The following is a 16,594-nucleotide window of genomic DNA, read 5'->3' as shown; positions in this document are numbered from 1 at the left end:
AAGCTTCAAGGTCAGTCATGACAACAACCCAGAACGACCCTCTGCACGGCGTCACGCTGGAACAGATCCTCAAGGCTCTGGTCGAGCACTATCAATGGTCCGGTTTGTCTGAGCGCATCGATATTCGCTGCTTCAAGAGTGATCCGAGTATCAAGTCCAGCCTGACTTTTCTGCGCAAGACGCCCTGGGCTCGCGAGAAAGTCGAAGCGCTGTACGTGAAGCTGCATCGCAGCAAGGGTTGGTAAGACACTCGGCATGGACGCTGGCCTTCAAGGATCAAAAGATGCACAGCGAACATCCGCAACTGACGCAGGGACAGCGTCGCTACACGCTGGTTGCCGCCTGCCTGGGCTGGTCCGGCCTGGCTATCCAGATGTATCTGATTTTCTGGGCGCGCTGGGCCGATCAGGCCAGCCTGCTGGGCGGTCTGGTCCGGTTTTTCAGCTTCTTTACGGTCTTGAGCAACACGCTGGTCGCGGTGGCGCTCACCTGTGCATTGAGTCACCGCCAGTCCCGCGGGCATGAGTTCTTTCGCAACCCGGTCGTGTGCGGCGGCATTGCTGCCAGCATTGCGCTGGTGGGCATCGCCTATAACCTGCTGTTGCGCCATCTGTGGCAACCACAAGGCTTGCAGTGGATCGCGGACGAATTGCTGCACGACGTCATGCCGCTGATCTTCGTGGTGTATTGGTGGCTGTATGTGCCCAGAGGCAGGCTGCGTTTTAACCATGTGCTGCTGTGGACGCTGTACCCGATCCTCTACTTCGGCTATGTCCTGCTGCGCGGCGATGCATTGGGGGATTACATGTACCCCTTCATCGATGTCGGCACGCTCGGGTATGGGCAGGCTTTTATCAATGCGGGTGGCGTGCTGCTGGGGTTTATGGTGATTGCGCTGGTTTTGCTGGGGATTGATAAAGGGTTTCGCGAAAGAACGCCTCGATGAGCGCGTTCATTCGCGAGGAAGCAGCCTGATCAGCCTTCGTCATTCTCATCCAGACGCCAGTAGCCAGCCGCCTTGACGAACCCCTCATCAAGCCCGAATTCGTCCAGCAGCACACGGCGGATCTTGCGAGACAAGGCCGCTTCGGTGGCGACCCAGGCGTAGAGCTTGCCTGGAGGTATTTCCAGACCGCGGGCAACTTCCAGCAAGTCCTGTTCACCGCGAACGACCCAGGTAACGTCCACCTTTGCCTGGCTTGCGAGAACCTGCTGCTCATCCTTGTTGGCAATCTCGATCACCACCCGGGCGATGCGATTTGCCGACAGCGACTCCAGACGGCGGGCAATGGCCGGGATGGCGGTTTCGTCGCCGATCAGCAGATAGCTGTCGAAGATATCCGGCACCACCATCGAGCCACGTGGGCCGGCGATATGCAGGAACTGCCCCGGCTCGGCCTGCGCCGCCCAGGTCGCGGCAGGGCCGTCACCGTGCAGGACAAAATCGATATCCAGTTCGCCGGCCGCTTCGTCGTAACGACGCGGTGTGTAGTCGCGCATGGCCGGGCGGGGGCCGTCGCCGTTGCTGCCGGGCGTGAAGTTGTCCAGCGCCGTCTGCTCTTCGGGCGTCTGGGCGAACAACAGTTTTACGTGGTCATCGGTGCCCATGCTGATGAAGCCCGCCAGTTGCGGCCCGTGCAGGGTGACGCGACGCATCAGCGGGGTCAGGTCGGTGACACGCAAGACTTCAAGCTTGCGCACTCGGATTTCATGGTTGACGCGATGGATCGATTGTTGCGAATTCATACGGACTTCTCCGACGCAGATTGGGGGCCATCGACGATGGATTTGGCGGTCTCGTTGAGCAGGTCGCGAACACGAAGAATTTCTTCCGGGCTCCAGCGACCGTGGTGCATCTGCAGCGCATGCCGCAGGTTATGAACCGCTTCATGGATTTCTGGTGGACGGTCGTGGCCGCGCAGGGAGCGCTTGCTGACTTCGATCCGCATCTTTACGCCATCGAGCGCAACGGCCTGTTCGGTCAGCGATTCCAGACCGGCAGCCGTGATGGTGTAGAGCTTTTTGCCGCCCTGGGCATCGCCCAGGATCAGTTCGCTTTCTTCAAGAAAGGTCAGGGTGGGATAGATCACGCCGGGGCTTGGGCTGTAGGCACCATCGAACATGCCTTCGATCTGGCGGATCAGGTCATAGCCATGGCAAGGCTGTTCGGCAATCAAGGCCAGCAGCAGCAGCTTCAGGTCGCCGGGCGCGAACACCCGAGGGCCGCGTCCGCCGCGTTCACGGCCAGGGCGTTTTTCAAAACCGTCGCGGCCATCGCCATATTCGCGAAGCAGGGGACGGTCGTGGGGGTGGTGAGGGTCATCACGCATTCTTTTCATCTCTCGTTACGATTTAGATATACCTTAAGATATATCTTAAATGTTTCGCAAAGAGATACGGACGAACGGTCTCATGCGCGTGGAGAGGGCGCACCGCACATGGCATGCCCGCCATTTTCCAGATAGGGCACGAGAATGGGAGCCATGCCCTTGAGCACTTGCACCGGCAAGGCCGAGGTAAACCTGAAGCCTTCGGCGGCGCGGCCAGGTACAAAAGCGGTCAGGGTGCCGAAGTGGTTTTCACCGAGGTAGAACACAAAAGTGGCTGTGCGGTTGATGGCGCGCGAGCTGATCACCCGTCCACCCGCACCAATGCTTTCGATACGGTTGTCGCCGGTGCCGGTCTTGCCGCCCATGGCCAGGATGCTGCCGTCCTGCAATTTGAACGTACCTTGCACACGCTTGGCTGTCCCGCCATCCACCACCTGCGACAGTGCTTCGCGCATGGCGGCTGCCACTTCGGAAGGCAGCACGCGCTTGCCCAGCTCCGGGTTGCTGACCAGCACGGTTTCATAAGGTGTGCCGGCAGCAAAATGCAGGCTGTCGATGCGCAGGGCGGGCAAGCGGATGCCATCGTTCTGGATGATGCCGATCAGTTCGGCCAATGCCGCAGGGCGGTCGCCCGAACTGCCGATGGCCGTCGCCAGTGAGGGCACCAGATGATCGAACGGATAACCCACTCGCTGCCAGCGCTGTTCGATATCCAGAAACGCCTCGACTTCCATCATCGTGCGGATGCGACTGTCCCGAGCGCTCTTGTGCCGGCTCTTGAACAGCCAGCCATAGACTTCCTGGCGTTCATGACGGCTGGCGGCAACTGCATCCTTGAACTGTGCTTCGGGGTATTTCAGCAGGTAGCCGAGCAGCCACAGGTCCAGAGGATGGACACGAGCGATATAGCCCTGATCCGGCAAGTCGTAGGCACCAGGCCCATAGTTCTTGTACAGCTCGGCCAGGCGTTTATCAGTGAGTTTCTGGTTGATTCCGCTCTCGACCAGATGGGCGCGGACAAAGGCATTGAAGGCGTCCTGGTCGGCACCTGGCAACAAGTAACGATGCACCGCAGCCAGGCGGATTGCGGTGGGATGGATGCCATCGAGAAAGGTGTCCAGCCGCTCCTGGGTAGATTTGTCCTTGTAGCGCTTCCAGAACTTGAGCAGGAAAACCGTGCCTTCGCGATCGGCAAACTGGCTCAGGTATTCCTGACGGCGCGGGTTGTTGTCGTCCTTGAGCAACGCGGCGCTGTTGTTCGGTGCCTGATAGGTGCTGTAGCGCACCAGATCGCGCATCAGGCGAATGAACGGCAGGTTGATCGACTCGCGCAATGACTCGCGCAGTGTCGGAATCCGCTCGTTGTCTTCGCGACGGAAGTTGTTGAAGCGATGCAGACCGCCGCCGGTAAAAAAGCTTTCGCCGGGGCTGGCCGAGTACTGCCGATCCAGTGCCGCGGAGAGCATTTTCGACAGGTCCCGGTCCTTGTTCTGTATCAGATAATCCACGGCCCAGCGGGTCAGCCGGTCGGGCTCTTCCACCGGCGTCTTTCTCAACTCGGTCACGCTCATGGCTGCGTAGCGTTCATGCAGTTCGGCGATGATCTCCAGGTAGGTGGTCAGCACCCGCATCTTGGCGGTGGAGCCCAGTTCCAGTTTGCTGCCTTCGTTGATGTCGAACGGCTGATCGGTGCTGTCGGTTTGCACCCGTACCCGAGAACCGTCCGGACCGCGTTCGAACAAGGTGAAGCTGTAGCGCACCTGAGCCGTACTGGCCGGTGACAGCAGCCGCTCGCCGAACAGACCGATCTTTTCCGCGAACTCCGGGTTCGCCAGGTCGCGCAGGTACTGGCTGACGCTGTTTTGCAGTTCGCCCTGCAACGTGCTGGTGGCCGACAGGTCGAGCCGGTCCAGATCGTAGAGCGGACGATTGAGGAGGTTGGACAGTCGGCTTCGGGCAACGCTGATGCCCTTGTTGGTTTCGATGGGCTGGATCGTCGGTTGCTGCACCCAGTTACGGTAGGTGACGGTGCTGGCCAGTGCGGCATTAGCCAGAGGCTCATCGATGACTTTGGCCTGAGCGAGCAGGCGGATATGGCTATCGGTAAGGTCCGCCAGTTCCAGCCGACCCTTGGTCAGATAAAAGGATGGACGGCGCTGCGCGATGAACAGCGATAACACTTCGCGTAATGCCAGACCTTTTTCAGCCAGGCCTTTTGCGTCTTCGGGATCAGAGGCAAGGATCTGATTGGTTCTGGCAAAGTCGGCGCCAAACCAGACCCGCAAGCCTTCGGCCATGCCATGGACTTCGCCATGCCCGGGCACGGCAGATAACGGCACACTGTTCAGGTAATCGCGCACCACATGCTGACGCGCCTGCAAGGTCTGCTCGCCCGGCAGATAGGCCCGCACACTGGCAGAAATCATCTGCCGCAGCTTCTCCGAACCCGATTGCGTCAGACCGTCTGGCGAGTGGCGGTATTTTTCCAGTTGTGTCGCCAGGGTACTGCCGCCTGCCGACTGCCCGGGGATCGAAAAGACCTTGGCCACCTGTGACAGTGCCGCTTTGGCGAAGCGCGGCCAATCCACGGCCGGGTTGGCCAGGGGCTGTTGCTCATCGAGCAGGTCACGGTTCTCGATAAACAAGAGACTGCTTACCACCAGGGGCGGGATAGAGGCGAAGTCGGCGTAGAGTTGCTGGGGATAGCGAAACTCATACAGCGGCTCGCTGCGGCAGTCGGTAATCGACAGGCCCGCCTGGATTTTCTCCTCGTAAGGCACGAAAAAACCGTGCTGGCTGTAGCGCAACAGTTCGGGAGAGAAGCGTGTCTGCCGGGTAATCAGATAGTCACGCTTGAGCAGGCGCGACAGGAATTCATCCATCGACGAATAGCCCAGACGCTTGTCGAACGGCCCCGCACCGGGATAGACCACCGCATCGCTCGGACCGGGCTCCAGGGTGTAACTCAAGCTGGCGGCAAAGCGGCTGAACTCCTTGGCCTGAAGCCTGGAACTGCGGCTCTCGACGGCAATGGCTGCTCCCAATGCAACGCCGCCCATGACCACCACAACCCAGAACACCCGCCACCCGTAACGCTTTCGCCGGGGAGGGCTGGACATGGGAGGGTCATCCTGACGCTCAGCAGAAATCACACCTTGCCTGGTATCGGAATGCCGTAATACGCCCATGATCGATTGGCCCGGTCACCCTGTAGTCGCACTTGTCTCAAGCTTAGACGCTGGCCGGGGCGGCGGGAAAAAATGTCTTGGGGTGTGGGACATTTCGGGCAGAAGGGGGGATGGTTCCTTCACTGTATCGTTATTCATGGATAAGGATGTTGCCCGCAAAGGCGTCAGTTATCTCTGAAATTACAGTATGTAGGAGTATTCCTTTTATTTTATTCGGGATTGAACCTGATGGAACTTGGTGATTATTTTCAGCCTGTCAGTGGCAAGGGTGCCCGGCATAAAATAAATACCAAGGAAGTTATCATGAACAAAAACAGGAACTGGTTTTACCCTGCGTTTTTATCCGGAGTGTTATGGGTGTTTTCATGTCATTCCCTCGCGCAGACTGAAGGGGCTGTCGAGCCTTCCGCTTCGACTGCTGCCCAAGTGCAAGAGATCGACGGCGAAGCGTTTACGGTATTGAGCGACCGTATTCATCAGATCGAACAGACATTGCAGAGCGTCACCTCGGTCGACCGTTATACTTTCACAGCGGTTCGCGGTCAGGATGTACTGCTCGCAACGCCGGGGCTCGGTGCATTGAATCGCGCATGGAAAGTCGAGTATCAGGTTGATGGTGGCAAGTGGGTACTCAAGAGATACAGCGGGCCTGAGGCTATCCGGAGTTTGAAACCGGGCGCACGGATCAATATCCGGGTGATGGCTTCTGAGGGGGCTGTTTTTGATAAGGCAGGCTACCGTATCGTTTTCGGCTCGTACCCCCATATGCGCTATGAACTTCATCATGAAGAGGGCTTTCTGAAAATACCTTATGGTTTGACCAAGCCACCTTTCCTGGCTACGCAGGCTTTTACGAAGACATTGCTTGAGGGGACATTTACTGATAGCAAGGCTTATCCGTTGGAGGGTGGGGTGATGTATTTTGAGTTGGAGCCCCATCGTGGGATGAAAAAAATTCCTAAAACTTTTACCTCTGATGCAATGGGCAAGATTTCGGAGCTTTTCGAGTTTGATCGTTGCGAGAGCGGTAATTATGCCGGTAATTTCGTTCATAAACACAATGGGCGTAATACCTGGAGCACTCAGTATCTGGCTGGAACATACAGTGCAGTGAATGTATTGTTGGAGAGTATGGCAGATAAGCCTCATGTGTACGATTTTGGGCATATCTGCAAGCGAACGCTGATCAATTGGTCCAGGAACTGAGCTTCATCTTTCTATAAACAAGGTGATCTGCCTGAGAGGCAGATCACCTCTTTATCAATCAAGCCCTGATATCAATCAATGATGGCTCTCGTTTCTCTGCATTTTGATGAATCTGTCGTACCCATTCATCACTCATCTCATTTCTTCTGACAGCCACGACTTTTCCGTAGTCGATGGTGTCTTGAAAATTCATGAGGTTCAGAATGTATTTGCCGCCAAACTTCTCTGTGTCATGATCGACAAGCTCCATCATGATTTTGGCATGGGAGATAACGTTTTCCTTGAGTTCTTCAATGTTGTTAAGTGTCTTGGTAAGCCATTTTATCTCATCCTCATTCAGGCTGTTTTCATACGAGATTACTTTTATCTGGGCATCGTCTCCCAGTGTATAGCCGAAACCTTTGTTGGCCAGGTCTGGCCTCAGCTCGACAAGCTCTTTTCTAAAGTCATCGTAGTAACATTGCATAAGAGTCAAATCTATCGAGGCATCCGTTTCTAGTTGACCTAGATAGAAATCTTTGGTCATGGGGCGCTCTTCTGATTTTATAAAGTTGTCGCCATAATTGTAAAATTTTCCCTTCCACGGCTCTTCCTCCCGAGTATAAAACGCTTTGGCTCGTGCCTCTTTGGCGCTCAGGGCGGACTCTGCTTCTGGGGCAGCCGTTTTTATGGGCGTTGAAACACCAGGCTGAACAGAAGGTAGTTGAGGTTTAACTGCGGTTGATACAACGCTGCCGATATTCATATCTTGCTCCTTTATTGGGTTGACTCCCTGTTAGTAGCGGCCGCTGAAAGTAAAACTTGTCCTGATAACCTTGTGGGAAAGTTCCGAGAAGGTGCTTTCATGAGGCGCTGTTCTCACGACTGGGAGCTACCTGTTGCGGTGATGCAGTCTTTTATCAATCAAGCCCTGATATCAATCAGTGAGGGCTCTCGTTTCTCTGCATTCTCATGGATTTGTCGTATCCACTCTTCGCTCAGGTCATTTTTTCTGACGGATACGATTTTTCCGTAATCAATGGTGTCTTGAAAATTCATGAGATTAAGATTGTATTTTCCCCCAAATGTTTCTGTGTCGTGATCCACCAGAATCATCATGCTTTTAGCATGGAGTTGAACGCTTTCCTTGAAGTCTTCAATATTATTAAGTGTCTTGGTAAGCCACTTTATCTCATCCTCACTCAGGCTGTTTTCATATGAGATTACTTTTATTTGAGCATCATCACCAAGGGTATAGCTAAAGCCTTTTTTCGCCAGATCCGGTTTCAACTCGATGAGTTCTTTTCTGAAACGATCGTAATAGGACTGTTGAAGAGAAAGGAATGAGGTGGCGCGCATTTCTTCAAAGCCCAGAAAAATTTCTTTGGTCATGGGAGTCCCGACTTCGTCAGGGTCTCCAGAACAACTGTAGTAAAGCCTGTTCTTCCATGGCTCTTCCTCCCGGGTATAAAATGCTTTGGCCCGTGCCTCTTTGGCGCTCAGGGCGGACTCTGCTTCCGGGGCAGCCGTTTTCATGGGCGTTGAAACACCAGGCTGAACAGAAGGTAGTTGAGGTTTAACTGCGGTTGATACAACGCTGCCGATATTCATATCTTGCTCCTTTATTGGGTTGACTCCCTGTCAGTAGCGGCCGCTGAAAGTAAAACTTGTCCTGATAACCATGTGGGAAAGTTCCGAGAAGGTACTTTCATGAGACGCTGTTCTCACGACTGGGAGCTGCCTGTTGCGGTGATGCAGTCTTTTATCAATCAAGCCCTGATATCAATCAGTGAGGGCTCTCGTTTCTCTGCATTCTCATGGATTTGTCGTATCCACTCTTCGCTCAGGTCATTTTTTCTGATGGCTACGATTTTTCCGTAATCAATAGTGTCTTGAAAGTTCATGAGGTTCAGAATGTATTTTCCGCCAAATTTTTCTGTGTCATGGTCGACAAGTTTCATCAGGGTTCTTGCATGAGACTGAACGCTTTCCTTGAAGTCTTCAATATTGTTAAGTGTCTTGGTAAGCCACTTTATCTCATCCTCGTTCAGGCTATTTTCATACGAGATTATTTTTATCTGGGCATCGTCTCCCAATGTATAGCCGAAGCCTTTGCTGGCAAGGTCTGGCCTCAGTTCGACAAGCTCCTTTCTAAAACTATCGTAGTAGCTTTGCTGGATAGTCATATTGATCCATGCACTCGATTCCAGGCTTCCTAGATAGATTTCTTTAGTCATGGGGCGTTTTTCTGATTTTATAAAGTCGTCACCATATATATAAAATTTCCCCTCCCATGGCTCTTCCTCCCGCGTATAAAACTCTTTGGCCCGTGCCTCTTTGGCGCTCATACCGGGCTCTGCTTCTGGAGCAGCCGCTTTCATGGATGTTGAAGCACCAGGCTGAACAGAAGATAGTTGAGGTTTCACTACAGTTGATACGACGCTGCCGATATTCATATCTTGCTCCTTTATTGGGTTGACTCCCTGTTATTAGCGGCTGCTGAAAGTAAAACTTGTCCTGATGATGTTGTGGGATATTTCCGAGAAAGGGGCGTAGTGAGACGCTGTTCTCAAGCTAAAGAACGGGAGCCATCTCTTACTCGTTGAATCGGGCCGAGCGGGTGCGTAATGGTGCAGGTTTTATACTTTGTAGGAAGTTTCTCTTTTTAGGCCGGTCGGGATTGATGTTTGTGTTTTCTGATGATTATGTCCGGCTTGTCAGTGGCAGAGAGCCCTGTTTTTTAATAATGGAATATCGAGAAAATTATCATGAATAAAAACAAAAAGTCTTTGCGTCAAGTCCTTGTATCGAGCGCTTTATGGGTTGCTTCATGTCAGTCCTACGCACAGCTTCCGGCAGTCGACTCTCCCGTTTCACCGGCCATGCAAGAACCGCTCGTTCAGGAAGTTTCAGGCCGGGCCTCAACCTTTTTGGGGGACCGTCTCAATCAGATCAATCAGACATTACAGAGTGTCGGGTCGGTCCATCGTTATCGCTTCATATCGCTACGCGGTCAGGATGTGTTGTTGGCAACGCCGGACTATGACGCATCAGGTTCTGTCTGGAAGGTCGAATACCAGATCGATGATGGCGAATGGAAAACCAAGGCGCACAAGGACCCCGAAGTCATTCAAAACCTGAAGCCGGGGGCGAGAGTCAATGTCCGGGTGACAGCTGCCGAGGGTGCCCGTTTTGAAAAGGCTGGCTACCGCATGGTGTTGGGTTCGTATCCTCATATGCAGTATCACCTCAATCATGAAGCCGGTTTTCTGAAGATTCCTTATGGCCTGACCGAGCCTCCTTTTCTGGCCACCCAGGCTTATACCAGGGTATTGCTTGAGGTCACGTTCACCGATAGCAAGGCTTATCCCTTGGCGGGCGGGGTAATGGATTTCAGGCTGGAGCCGCATGAGGGAGATACAGAGATCCATAAAGTATTCACCTCTGATAGCCGCGGGAAGATTTCAAGGTTCATCGAGTTCGGACGCTGTGAGGGTGGAAAGCTTGCGGGGACCTTTGTGCATGAGAGCACGGGCCGTAATATCTGGAGTACTCGTTATAAGGTCGGAAAGTACAGTGCGCGTAACTGGCTTCTTGAGCGGCTGGATGAAACGCCGCAGGAGTACACTTTCGGGCATATCTGCAAACGTTCGCTGGTCAGCCGGTCAGGTCGTCAGGATCAGGCCTGAGAGTAGAACGCTCAAGCTCAAGGCCGACAAGCTCGCGTTTGTCAGCCCTGAGCCTTGGCCTCAGGCCGTGACCGCTCTCTGCGGCCTTCCCAGGCGTTTATTCAGCTCCAGTCCATTGGCCATCAATACCATCAAGCCAAGCCCGACCAGCGCGGTGGTGACTTGCATCGGCCAGGTATCGCCGGCCAGGGCGTTGGCCATATCCGCCAGTGGTGCGAGTAATACGCCGAGGCAGAAGACCTCCAGCGAGTAGCGTCCCATGCGGCAGGTCTGTTGTGCGGGCCAGTTGTCGAGCCAGGTATGACGCGTCGGCAGCAGTTTGGCGACCACGTAGACCAGAGCCAGGAAATGCACGAGGCGGGCAGGGGCCAGGTCGGTCTTGCTGATGGGGTAAAGGGCTTCCAGGCCCAGTGTCGAAACCAGTACGCCATGCAGTTCGGGCCATTTTTCGCTGAAGGTCAGTGCGCCTGCGATCACCACATACAGGGTGCTCAGCAGAAACAGTGGTTGTTGGTGCAATGGGCGTTGTTCGACCCTGGCGATGGCCGGCTTCGTGGTTTGCAATGCACAGGCACCGCCCAGTACGAACAGCAGTTGCCAGGCCACCGGATTGAAATACCAGACCCCGCCACCTTCGTAAGCGCGCAGGTTCCAGCCAAACAGCGGCACCATCATGTACAGCGCAATGGACAGGCCCACCGCCACTTCAACCTTGCGAAGCATCAGCGGCAGAATCAGCGGCAGCGCCAGCAGCAGAAGGATGTAGAGCGGCAACGGGTCAGTCAGGTTGGGTTTGAAGCGCAGCAGCAATTCGTCGGCCAGCGCCTGTTGCGGATTGCCGACGAAGTATTCGAGGCCCATCTGCTGGACCATATCGCGGGTTTCGACATGGTTGTTGGCCACGAACACGATGCCCATCAACAGTGTCAGCAGGAAGATATGCACCACATACAAGACCCAGGTGCGGCGCAGGATACGTACACAGGCGACCAGCATGCCGTCACGCCGGGCGATTCCCCCGTAAGCCAGGATCGCGGCGTAACCAGCCAGAAAGACGAATACCTCCGCTGCATCGCTGAAGCCGAAATTGCGCAAGGTCAGTTGCGCCAATGGGTTGTCGGGCACGTGATCCCAGAAAATGAAGATCAGCGCCAAACCTCGAAAGAAGTCGATTCGATAATCGCGTCCGTTAGTCATAACGGTAAGCTCTTGAAAGTTTGTCGATTGATTAAGGATCAACCGCAGAGGGTTGAGGTTCCGCGCCGCCAGTCAGTGAGGGGCGGCGGCGCGGCAGGGTGGCGTTAATCAACGAGAAATGCAAAAGCCGGGCTATTACAGAATGTCTCCATTGTGGCCGGTTCAGTTGAGTTCGGCTGGCTCGAAGCTGTCCGAACGTGCCATTTGCCACATCCGTGAATAGAAACTGTCGTCCTGCACGCCGTTGAGCAACTGGCCCGGTTGCAGGAATACATGCGTCTGCGAGAACAGTTTGATTTCCGTCGCCGACATACGGCGTACCAAGTGTTTGGGTTCCAGTTGCGATGGCTGGTCAAGCCCGGCTGCCGCGAGCATTTCGGCCAGGGCCTTGAGGGTGTTGCGGTGGAAGTTGAAGACCCGCTGGGCCTTGTCCGGCACGACCAGGGCGCGTTGTCGCAAGGTGTCCTGTGTGGCAACACCGGTCGGGCACTTATTGGTGTGGCAGCTTTGCGACTGGATACAGCCGATGGCGAACATGAACCCCCGTGCCGAGTTGGCCCAGTCGGCGCCGATGGCCAGTACGCTGGCGATATCGAAGGCGCTGACGATCTTGCCGCTGGCACCGAGCCTGATCTTGTCCCGCAGGTTCAGACCCACAAGGGTGTTGTGTACGAAAAGCAGGCCTTCACGCATCGGTGAGCCTATGTGGTCGGTGAACTCGACAGGCGCTGCACCGGTGCCTCCTTCAGCACCGTCGATAACGATGAAGTCGGGGTAGATACCGGTTTCCAGCATGGCCTTGGCGATCCCCATGAACTCCCACGGATGGCCCAGGCAGAATTTGAAGCCTATCGGCTTGCCGCCAGACAACTCGCGCAGTTGAGCGATGAACTGCATCAATTCACAAGGTGTCGAGAAAGCGCTGTGCCGGGACGGCGAGATGCAGTCTTCGCCCATGGGAATGCCACGGGTATCGGCGATTTCCTGGGTGACCTTGTGCTTGGGCAGAATACCGCCATGACCCGGTTTGGCTCCCTGGCTCATCTTGATTTCGATCATGCGCACCTGCGGGTCACGTGCTTGAGCGGCGAAGCGTTCTGGATCGAAGCGGCCGTCTGCGCCTCGGCAGCCGAAGTAACCGCTACCCAGCTCCCAGGTCAGGTCGCCGCCATGTTCCCGGTGATACGGGCTGATACTGCCTTCGCCGGTGTCATGGGCGAAGTTGCCCAGCTTGGCACCCTGATTCAAGGCCCGAATGGCATTGGCGCTGAGGGAACCAAAGCTCATCGCCGAAATATTGAAGATCGACGCTGAATACGGTTGGGTGCATTGCGGGCCGCCGATCTGCACGCGGAACGAATTCGGATCGCTCAGCGGTGCCGGGCGCATGGAGTGGCCGATGAACTCGAAGCCGGTTTCATAGACATCGATCAGCGTGCCGAACGGCCTGTCGGCGGTTTCGTTCTTGGCCCGTGAATACACCAGCGAGCGCTGGGCGCGGGGGAAGGGCAGGGCGTCGCTGTCGGATTCCAGCAGATACTGGCGAATCTCCGGGCGGATAGCCTCCACGGCATAACGGATATTGCCCAGGATCGGATAGTTGCGACGTACCGAATGCGGGGACTGCAGCAAGTCGATGATACCGACCACGCTCAGCACCGCGGTCAGCAAGGTAAACGGCCAAAGCCACTCGTGATGCCAGAACGGCAGACTCAACAGGGTAAACAGCACGCAACCAACGAAGACTGCATAACGACTGAGTAGCGATAGGCTCATACGACATCCTTGGGCTGATAACGGTTTTCTACACATGCGCCCCGTCTTTTTGCCGCAGGACTGCATACATCGATGGTCGGCTCACGAGCCGTTGCATGAGAAATGTAGCAGGCGGGCGATAAATGAATAAGGGCGAAGGCTGCTATCTTGCGGTTCTTCACCACTGATCGGGGAGAATGTCAGTGGACAGGTCGTTGGTTTGTCCGCCGAGGGCAAGTTGCATCAAGGCCTGTCCAGTGCCGACAGCTTGAAAAGGCAGTTTCAAACCAGGTGACTTCATGGTCTGCGCCGCATTGATAAGAAAAAATAGAGTAATCGAACGGGACTCTTCGATAGAAATATCAAGATGAAACAACGGGGGAATGTACTCATGTTCAATGAGTTTTCACGGCTGCTTCCCCAGGTTTATAGCGTGTTTCATGATGAGGTGGCTGTTATTCATACAGCGACTCGATAAATATCAAGTTGTGAGTTCAGTGACTCAACTTTCCAATACCCACGGTTTGATATGTCGGAGCCGTTCGGCCATTGCATAGATATCTTCACGTCCCTCCAGGCTGGTCCAGCGAAGATGCTGGATCAATGCCTGCTCTTTGGGGTTCAGCGCAACGAAGCCCAGTTCGTCGGCCTTGCGCATGAAGCTGTCGCGTGGTTCTGCGGGGGTGCTGGCAGCAATCACTTCCTGCAAGGCGCTTTGCAGCATCGAGACATAACCCACCAGCATCGAAGGGTTGCAGAGCACATCGGTCTTGTTGACGTAGCCATCGAGCAGTCGCAGCGAGTCGCGGGCTTCGATCAGGCGCTCGTAAGCCGAATGAGGAAGGTCATAGTGGGTGATATCAGGCATGAGAAATCCTACTGACGTGTTATTTCATCCGCAGTCCAGAACCGATCTGTGGACGGATCCGTGCGGCTGTGAGTAGTAGGCGCTGGCGTGCCCACGGCTCGCCCTTGACTGGATGCCGTGCCGGCGGGCGTGCTGTCCTGGCTACCAGTAAGCCGGGAGACCCATCCCGGGCCGCTGATTTGGCAGAGGCGGGGCGAACCATAGCTTCAAGCGTCAGCCCGATCAAGTTCATGGGGAGAGCGGCAAACGGCACTGATTATCATTAATGCAAATTATTATGTTATGGTATAACAATACTGCAATGACTCACCTGGAGGCCCCATGAAACCTGACATTCATCCTGCTTACCGCACCGTGCTGTTCCACGACACGGCAGCCGACGTGTATTTCCTGATCGGCTCCACGGTCGATACCGATCGCACGCAACAGCATACCGACGGCAATACCTATCCTTACGTGGCGCTCGACGTGTCCAGTGCCTCGCACCCGATGTACACCGGCCAGCAGCGCAAGACCACCACCGAAGGCCGTATTGCAGGCTTTAACAAGCGTTTCGCAGGCTTCGGTTCCGGCAGCAAAGCGGCCACTCCGTCCGCTTGATGCGATGCCCCAACCCCCGATTTCGGGCGATCTGTGCAGGATTGCCCGGATCGGGGATTTTTTTGCCTGCTTTTCGGACATGCGACCACTGAGCCTCTGGACTAATGCCGGGCATTGCTTTTATCTTCGCGGCCTGAAAAACAGGAGTACCCGCGTTGAAAAAATCAGTCGCCATCGTTTTCGGTGGGCAATCCAGCGAGCATGAGGTTTCGTTGCAGTCGGCACGCAACGTGATCAATGCGATTGATCGCGAAAGCTACGAGCTGACTCTGATCGGCATCGACAAGCTGGGCCGTTGGCTGCGGTTCGAGGAAAGCGATTACCTGCTCAATGCCAGCGACCCTGCCAGGATCCGGCTGAGCACATCCGGCAAGCTGCTGGCCCTGCTGCCAGGCAGCGCGGGTGGGCAGTTCGTCGAGGTCGAATCGGGCGAGCAACTCAAGCGTATCGACGTCGTGTTCCCGCTGATTCACGGTGCCTATGGCGAAGACGGCTCCCTGCAAGGCCTGCTGCGCCTGCTGGCGATTCCGTTTGTCGGGCCGGATGTACTGGGCTCTGCGGCCTGCATGGATAAAGACGTGACCAAACGCCTGCTGCGCGATGCCGACATCAGCGTCGCGCCGTTCGTGGTGCTGATGCGTGGCCAGACGGCGCAGTTCAGCGACGTGGCCGGGCAACTGGGGCTGCCGATGTTCGTCAAACCGGCGAGCCAGGGTTCTTCGGTGGGCGTCAGCAAAGTGACCGACGCAGCCGGTTTCGACGCGGCTCTGGCGTTGGCCTTCGAGTTCGACCACAAGGTGCTCATCGAGCAGGGCATTGTCGGTCGTGAAGTGGAATGTGCGGTGCTGGGCAACCGCGAGCCGCAGGTCAGCGTCTGCGGCGAAGTGATCGCCAACGACGAGTTCTACGCCTACGACACCAAATACCTCAACGGCGATCAGGCCCGTATTGCCATCCCCGCCGAACTTGCGCCCGAACTCGGCGAGCAGGTGCGCGAGGTTGCCTTGCAGGCTTACCGTGTTCTGGGCTGTGCCGGTCTGGCGCGTGTCGACTTCTTCGTCACCGAGGCGCGGGAGATCATCATCAACGAGATCAACACGATCCCCGGTTTCACCTCCATCAGCATGTATCCCAAGCTCTGGCAGGCCAGCGGTCTGTCCTACGCCGGCCTGATCGACCGCTTGATCGTACTGGCACTGGAGCGCGATGATGAGGCTCGTTTGCTGAAGACGGATATCTTTGCATGAAGACCATCAGTATTGCCGCTGCCTTGCTGGTTGCCCCGGATGGCCAGACCTTGCTGGTACGCAAGCGCGGCACCGAGGCCTTCATGCAGCCGGGCGGCAAGATTGAAGCAGGCGAGCCAGCGGTGAACGCGCTGGTTCGTGAGCTTGAAGAAGAACTGGGTCTGGTGATTGATCCCCAGCAGGCCATTTTCCTCGGCGAGTTCAGAGCACCGGCGGCCAACGAACCGGGCTTTGAAGTGCACTGCCAGTTGTTCGGCGTTCGCACCGATGCCCAGGTCGTACCGGCTGCCGAGATCGAGGAAGTCATCTGGGTCGGGCCGGAGCAACACCCGGATCTGGTACTGGCTCCTTTGACCCGTGACCTGATCCTGCCGCTGTATCGCGAGATGCGCGAAGAGGCGTGATCACGGCAGGGGCCCATCAGTTAAGGTCAATACATCACTTTGTGGGAGGCAGCTTGCTGGCGACTTCAGCCTACGACGCAGAATGTCTGCCAGTTTCAGGTCTTTTTCGCCAGCAAGCTGCCTCCCACAAG

The 16,594-nt window shown here is 55.7% G+C and carries 17 protein-coding genes; 7 read left to right on the top strand and 10 right to left on the bottom strand.

What is annotated here, in order from left to right:
- The first annotated feature begins 17 nt into the window (after positions 1-17).
- The gene (locus tag KQP88_RS19015; RefSeq protein ID WP_025261551.1) at positions 18-245 is read left to right on the top strand and encodes a VF530 family protein; all 228 of its coding nucleotides are present in this window, start codon (positions 18-20) and stop codon (positions 243-245) included.
- 38 nt (positions 246-283) lie between these two features.
- Positions 284-946, top strand: coding sequence for a Pr6Pr family membrane protein (locus tag KQP88_RS19010; protein ID WP_216703900.1), 663 nt, complete (start codon positions 284-286; stop codon positions 944-946).
- A 29-nt stretch (positions 947-975) separates the two neighbouring features.
- Here the strand turns inward: KQP88_RS19010 and KQP88_RS19005 are convergent, their stop codons facing one another.
- The 3 genes from KQP88_RS19005 to KQP88_RS18995 all read right to left on the bottom strand — a co-directional run bounded on the left by KQP88_RS19005 (position 976) and on the right by KQP88_RS18995 (position 5,518).
- Positions 976-1,746, bottom strand: coding sequence for a siderophore-interacting protein (locus KQP88_RS19005; RefSeq protein WP_216703899.1), 771 nt, complete (start codon positions 1,744-1,746; stop codon positions 976-978).
- Positions 1,743-2,339 (bottom strand): PadR family transcriptional regulator, encoded by a 597-nt coding sequence (locus tag KQP88_RS19000; RefSeq protein WP_200992791.1) that lies wholly within the window; start codon positions 2,337-2,339, stop codon positions 1,743-1,745. Before KQP88_RS19000 ends, KQP88_RS19005 begins: the two co-directional genes overlap by 4 nt.
- A 71-nt stretch (positions 2,340-2,410) precedes the next feature.
- Positions 2,411-5,518 carry a transglycosylase domain-containing protein gene (locus KQP88_RS18995; protein WP_216703898.1) on the bottom strand — a complete coding sequence of 1,036 codons (3,108 nt, stop codon included), beginning with the start codon at positions 5,516-5,518 and terminating at the stop codon, positions 2,411-2,413.
- 303 nt (positions 5,519-5,821) lie between these two features.
- On the opposite strand from KQP88_RS18995, the gene KQP88_RS18990 reads away from it, so the two are divergent.
- A complete protein-coding gene (locus KQP88_RS18990; protein WP_216705996.1) occupies positions 5,822-6,724 on the top strand; it encodes a hypothetical protein in 903 nt (300 codons plus the stop codon).
- 58 nt (positions 6,725-6,782) lie between these two features.
- Here KQP88_RS18990 and KQP88_RS18985 read toward each other — a convergent pair whose 3' ends face one another.
- The 3 genes from KQP88_RS18985 to KQP88_RS18975 all read right to left on the bottom strand — a co-directional run bounded on the left by KQP88_RS18985 (position 6,783) and on the right by KQP88_RS18975 (position 9,159).
- Positions 6,783-7,469, bottom strand: a complete 687-nt coding sequence (locus KQP88_RS18985) for a hypothetical protein (RefSeq protein ID WP_216703897.1) — start codon at positions 7,467-7,469, stop codon at positions 6,783-6,785.
- A 158-nt stretch (positions 7,470-7,627) separates the two neighbouring features.
- Positions 7,628-8,314, bottom strand: coding sequence for a hypothetical protein (locus KQP88_RS18980; RefSeq protein WP_216703896.1), 687 nt, complete (start codon positions 8,312-8,314; stop codon positions 7,628-7,630).
- A 158-nt stretch (positions 8,315-8,472) separates the two neighbouring features.
- Positions 8,473-9,159, bottom strand: coding sequence for a hypothetical protein (locus tag KQP88_RS18975; RefSeq protein ID WP_216703895.1), 687 nt, complete (start codon positions 9,157-9,159; stop codon positions 8,473-8,475).
- A gap of 312 nt (positions 9,160-9,471) precedes the next feature.
- Between KQP88_RS18975 and KQP88_RS18970 the strand changes: the two genes are divergently transcribed.
- Positions 9,472-10,392 carry a hypothetical protein gene (locus KQP88_RS18970; RefSeq protein WP_253950503.1) on the top strand — a complete coding sequence of 307 codons (921 nt, stop codon included), beginning with the start codon at positions 9,472-9,474 and terminating at the stop codon, positions 10,390-10,392.
- 60 nt (positions 10,393-10,452) lie between these two features.
- Here KQP88_RS18970 and KQP88_RS18965 read toward each other — a convergent pair whose 3' ends face one another.
- The 4 genes from KQP88_RS18965 to KQP88_RS18950 all read right to left on the bottom strand — a co-directional run bounded on the left by KQP88_RS18965 (position 10,453) and on the right by KQP88_RS18950 (position 14,212).
- Positions 10,453-11,589 (bottom strand): OpgC domain-containing protein, encoded by a 1,137-nt coding sequence (locus KQP88_RS18965; protein ID WP_216703894.1) that lies wholly within the window; start codon positions 11,587-11,589, stop codon positions 10,453-10,455.
- A gap of 162 nt (positions 11,590-11,751) precedes the next feature.
- Entirely contained in the window at positions 11,752-13,365 is a 1,614-nt protein-coding gene (locus KQP88_RS18960) for an FMN-binding glutamate synthase family protein (protein ID WP_216703893.1), read from the bottom strand.
- A 157-nt stretch (positions 13,366-13,522) separates the two neighbouring features.
- Positions 13,523-13,720, bottom strand: coding sequence for a hypothetical protein (locus KQP88_RS18955; protein ID WP_216703892.1), 198 nt, complete (start codon positions 13,718-13,720; stop codon positions 13,523-13,525).
- A 126-nt stretch (positions 13,721-13,846) separates the two neighbouring features.
- The gene (locus KQP88_RS18950; RefSeq protein WP_198723822.1) at positions 13,847-14,212 is read right to left on the bottom strand and encodes a hypothetical protein; all 366 of its coding nucleotides are present in this window, start codon (positions 14,210-14,212) and stop codon (positions 13,847-13,849) included.
- 321 nt (positions 14,213-14,533) lie between these two features.
- On the opposite strand from KQP88_RS18950, the gene KQP88_RS18945 reads away from it, so the two are divergent.
- From KQP88_RS18945 to KQP88_RS18935, 3 genes are all read left to right on the top strand, one after another.
- Complete coding sequence (locus KQP88_RS18945; protein WP_200992784.1) at positions 14,534-14,812, top strand: type B 50S ribosomal protein L31; 279 nt, start codon at positions 14,534-14,536, stop codon at positions 14,810-14,812.
- 155 nt (positions 14,813-14,967) lie between these two features.
- A complete protein-coding gene (gene ddlA / locus KQP88_RS18940; protein ID WP_198723819.1) occupies positions 14,968-16,059 on the top strand; it encodes a D-alanine--D-alanine ligase in 1,092 nt (363 codons plus the stop codon).
- Complete coding sequence (locus tag KQP88_RS18935) at positions 16,056-16,463, top strand: NUDIX hydrolase (RefSeq protein ID WP_216703891.1); 408 nt, start codon at positions 16,056-16,058, stop codon at positions 16,461-16,463. The genes ddlA and KQP88_RS18935 overlap by 4 nt, the downstream gene beginning before the upstream one ends.
- Positions 16,464-16,594 lie beyond the last annotated feature (131 nt).

The sequence above is a fragment of the Pseudomonas lijiangensis genome (genome assembly GCF_018968705.1).
GTDB classification, from domain to species: Bacteria; Pseudomonadota; Gammaproteobacteria; order Pseudomonadales; family Pseudomonadaceae; genus Aquipseudomonas; species Aquipseudomonas lijiangensis.
The sequence above is the reverse complement of the archived record's forward strand: the minus strand, read 5'-3'. Positions and strand labels throughout refer to the sequence as shown.

Excerpts from the sequence above, each read along its gene's own strand:
- KQP88_RS18960 (WP_216703893.1), bottom strand. The coding sequence starts at position 13,365 with ATGAGCCTATCGCTACTCAGTCGTTATGCAGTCTTCGTTGGTTGCGTG.
- KQP88_RS19005 (WP_216703899.1), bottom strand. The coding sequence starts at position 1,746 with ATGAATTCGCAACAATCGATCCATCGCGTCAACCATGAAATCCGAGTG.
- KQP88_RS18975 (WP_216703895.1), bottom strand. The coding sequence starts at position 9,159 with ATGAATATCGGCAGCGTCGTATCAACTGTAGTGAAACCTCAACTATCT.
- KQP88_RS18965 (WP_216703894.1), bottom strand. The coding sequence starts at position 11,589 with ATGACTAACGGACGCGATTATCGAATCGACTTCTTTCGAGGTTTGGCG.
- KQP88_RS18950 (WP_198723822.1), bottom strand. The coding sequence starts at position 14,212 with ATGCCTGATATCACCCACTATGACCTTCCTCATTCGGCTTACGAGCGC.
- KQP88_RS18935 (WP_216703891.1), top strand. The coding sequence starts at position 16,056 with ATGAAGACCATCAGTATTGCCGCTGCCTTGCTGGTTGCCCCGGATGGC.
- KQP88_RS18995 (WP_216703898.1), bottom strand. The coding sequence starts at position 5,518 with ATGGGCGTATTACGGCATTCCGATACCAGGCAAGGTGTGATTTCTGCT.
- KQP88_RS18945 (WP_200992784.1), top strand. The coding sequence starts at position 14,534 with ATGAAACCTGACATTCATCCTGCTTACCGCACCGTGCTGTTCCACGAC.
- KQP88_RS18970 (WP_253950503.1), top strand. The coding sequence starts at position 9,472 with ATGAATAAAAACAAAAAGTCTTTGCGTCAAGTCCTTGTATCGAGCGCT.
- KQP88_RS19000 (WP_200992791.1), bottom strand. The coding sequence starts at position 2,339 with ATGAAAAGAATGCGTGATGACCCTCACCACCCCCACGACCGTCCCCTG.
- KQP88_RS18980 (WP_216703896.1), bottom strand. The coding sequence starts at position 8,314 with ATGAATATCGGCAGCGTTGTATCAACCGCAGTTAAACCTCAACTACCT.
- KQP88_RS18990 (WP_216705996.1), top strand. The coding sequence starts at position 5,822 with ATGAACAAAAACAGGAACTGGTTTTACCCTGCGTTTTTATCCGGAGTG.
- KQP88_RS19015 (WP_025261551.1), top strand. The coding sequence starts at position 18 with ATGACAACAACCCAGAACGACCCTCTGCACGGCGTCACGCTGGAACAG.
- KQP88_RS19010 (WP_216703900.1), top strand. The coding sequence starts at position 284 with ATGCACAGCGAACATCCGCAACTGACGCAGGGACAGCGTCGCTACACG.
- KQP88_RS18985 (WP_216703897.1), bottom strand. The coding sequence starts at position 7,469 with ATGAATATCGGCAGCGTTGTATCAACCGCAGTTAAACCTCAACTACCT.